General features: G+C 72.6%; 3 protein-coding genes. All 3 read right to left on the bottom strand.

The window, feature by feature from the left end; all coding sequences use genetic code 11:
- Window positions 1-595: RDD family protein (locus HUU96_RS14455; protein WP_174293438.1), on the bottom strand; the 595-nt coding region annotated here is incomplete at its 3' end.
- Entirely contained in the window at window positions 582-1616 is a 1035-nt protein-coding gene (locus tag HUU96_RS14450) for a stage II sporulation protein M (protein ID WP_174293437.1), read from the bottom strand. The genes HUU96_RS14455 and HUU96_RS14450, both read right to left, overlap by 14 nt.
- A 14-nt stretch (window positions 1617-1630) precedes the next feature.
- The coding region (locus HUU96_RS14445) for a DUF58 domain-containing protein (protein WP_174293436.1) at window positions 1631-2731 on the bottom strand (1101 nt) is incomplete at its 5' end.

The following is a 2731-nucleotide window of genomic DNA, read 5'->3' as shown; positions in this document are numbered from 1 at the left end:
CGGGCTGTGCGGCGAGGTCGGCGGCGAGCCGCTGGCGCGCGTCGCGCACCACCCAGGTGCCGGCGACGATGTCGCCCAGCCGCAGCCGGTCGCGGTTGAACAGCGGGAAGAACAGGAAGATGCCGCTCCACCCCAGCGCGAACAGCGTCAGAAAGGCGTCGGCCGCACCTTCCGAGGCCTGGAAGCCCAGAAAGGTGAGCGGCAGGAACACCTCCACCTCGCGCATCGCGTTGCGCGCCACCACCGCTCCGCCGGTCAGCCGCGCGCCGTCGCGGGCGATGACGCGCAGGCCGATCAGCCGCTTGCCCGGCGTCGCGCCGCGGCCGCCCAGCTCGAACAGCACGAACCAGCCGTTGCGCAGGCAGAACGCGCCCAGCAGCCAGACGATCGCGATCGCCTTGCCGGCCCCGCTGGCGAGCAAGGCAAGCGCGATCGTCGCGGCGATCAGCATGACGACCATGGCAATCAGGTCGAGCAAAAAGGCGGCAGCGCGCGAGCCGGCGTTACCGAGTTCGAGCTGCAGGTCGACGCACTCGGGCGTGACGAACCGCCGGCGCAGGCTCCTCGGCGCGCGGGGAGCCCTAGCGCGCGCCATCGCCCCGCTCGACCGATCGCGGCAGGTAGAAATACAAGAGCCAGCCGACCAGCATCGCCGCGCCGATCGCGGCACGGGTCGCGCCGGCAGTGACGGTCTGGCGGCCGATCCCCTCCAGCAGGCCGGCGACCGCGAGCATCACCACCGCGCCCAGCATCACCACTGCGCCGCCGCGCCCCGCCTCGACCGCCGCGTCGCCGCGTGCGCGCCGGCCTGGAAACGCGAACGCCAGCCCGATGCGAAACCCCGCCGCGCCCGACAGCATGATCGCGAACAGCTCGGTGGTGCCGTGGATCGCCAGCCACTCGGCGAAGTCGATGCCGATGCCCTTGCCGGCGAACACCGCGACGATCGCACCCAGCGTCAAGCCGTTATAGGCGATCAGCAGCACGGTCGGCACCCCGAAGGCGAGGCCGAGCGCGAAGGAGAAGATCGCGATCTGGGCGTTGTGGGTGAACAGGAAGGTGGCGAACACCGCCAGCATGCCTTCGCGGCCACCGCCCTGGCCATGGCCCCCTAGCGTCGCGCGCAGGCCGTCGGCGGTGGCGGTGGGATCGCGGCCCTGCGCCATCGCGTCGGGGATGATGCCGTAGAACCAGGCCGGGTCGGCGCGCACCAGCCAAAAGCCGGCAAGCGCGGCGGCGACCGTGAGGAGCAGCGCCGCCAGCGTCTCGCGCCACAACCCCTGCACCGCCGCCGGCCAGTCGCGGCGGAAGAAGCGGCCGACCTGCGCCCATGCCGATCCCGGCGGGCCGTAGAGCTGGAAATAGGCGCGGGTGCATAGCTGCTCCAGATAGGCGACCAGCGCCCGGTCGAGCGAGGTCGCCCGCGCCGCCGCCAGCGACGACAAGGCGGTGCGGTAGAGCAATGGCATCGCCAGCAGGTCGTCGTCGGCGAGGACGCGCACCGACCGCTTCTCGACCCGCGTCACCAGCGCGTCGAGCCGCGCCCAGTCCGCCTCGTGCGCGGCGCGGAAGCGGCTGGCGTTGACCAGCATCGGCGTTGGCGCCGCGACTGGCATCGGCGCGGCGTCGCTCACAGCAGCTCCCGCCGCTTGAGGTCGACATAGGCGGCGACCAGCCGTTCGCCGACCCAGGCGTGCTCCGCCTCGACGATATGCGCGCCCAGGTGACGCAACCGGGTGAGCACCAGCAGCCGGTCGCGCAGCAGCCCCGCCGCCGTCACCGCACGGGTGATGTCGTCGGCCTCGACCGGCGGGCGGGCGATGATCGCCTCCAGCTCCTCGTCGCGCAGCACGACCACCAGCAGCAGGTGGCTGCGCACCAGCTTGGCGGCGGCGCGGACCAGGAAGTCGGCGACGGTGATGTCGGTGAACTCGGTAAACAGAACGATCGTCGAGCGCCGCGTCAGCCGCGCCGCGAGGTCGGTGAGGGCAAAGGTGTAGTTGCTCTCCGCGCCGCTATAGTCGATCGCGGCGGCGCGGTGCTGGAGGGTCGCAAACGAGCGCGCGCCGCCGACAAAGCCGGTCGACAGCCGCGGCCGCTCGTCGAACGCCTCCAGCGCCACCCGGTCGCCGAGCTTGAGCGCCACCCATGCCGTCAGCAGCGCCGCGGACACCGCGCGGTCGACGCGGGGCACGCCGTCGATGGGATCGCTCATCTGCCGACCGGCGTCGATGGCGAGGACGATCTGGCTGTTGCGCTCGGGCCGGTACTCCTTGGCGTGGAGCTTGAGGTGGCGTGCCGACTGCTTCCAGTCGATCGCGCGCCGGTCCATTCCCGAGCGATACTCGACCAGCGTCTCGAACTCGCTGCCCTCGCCGCGGGCGAGCTGCGCGATCAGGCCCTGCAGCGCGTGCCGCTGGAACAGCGCCGCGCCGCGGTCCTGGACCGGGCGGATGTCGGGCAGGATCGGCAGGCTCACCCCGGCCGCTTCCGCGCGCTGGTGCCAGACCAGGCCGAGCGGCCCGCGCCAGCGCAGCCACAAGGTCGCGATCCGGGCGGTGCCGCGGCGCTTAGTGGTCACCGGGATCAGCCCCGCGCCGCGCCCGTGATCGAGCGCGATCCAGTGGCGGCCGTCATTGGCGACGGTCAGCAGCGGATCGGCGGCGATCGCCACCTCCGCCGCGCGAACAATGCCGGCGACGCGGACCTCGACCGCGAGGTCGACCGACGC

This window comes from Sphingomonas bacterium (assembly GCF_903644135.1).
Classification (GTDB): Bacteria; Pseudomonadota; Alphaproteobacteria; order Sphingomonadales; family Sphingomonadaceae; genus Sphingomonas.
This window is presented reverse-complemented; position numbering and strand designations above follow the sequence as displayed.

Excerpts from the sequence above, each read along its gene's own strand:
- HUU96_RS14450 (WP_174293437.1), bottom strand. The coding sequence starts at position 1,616 with ATGCCAGTCGCGGCGCCAACGCCGATGCTGGTCAACGCCAGCCGCTTC.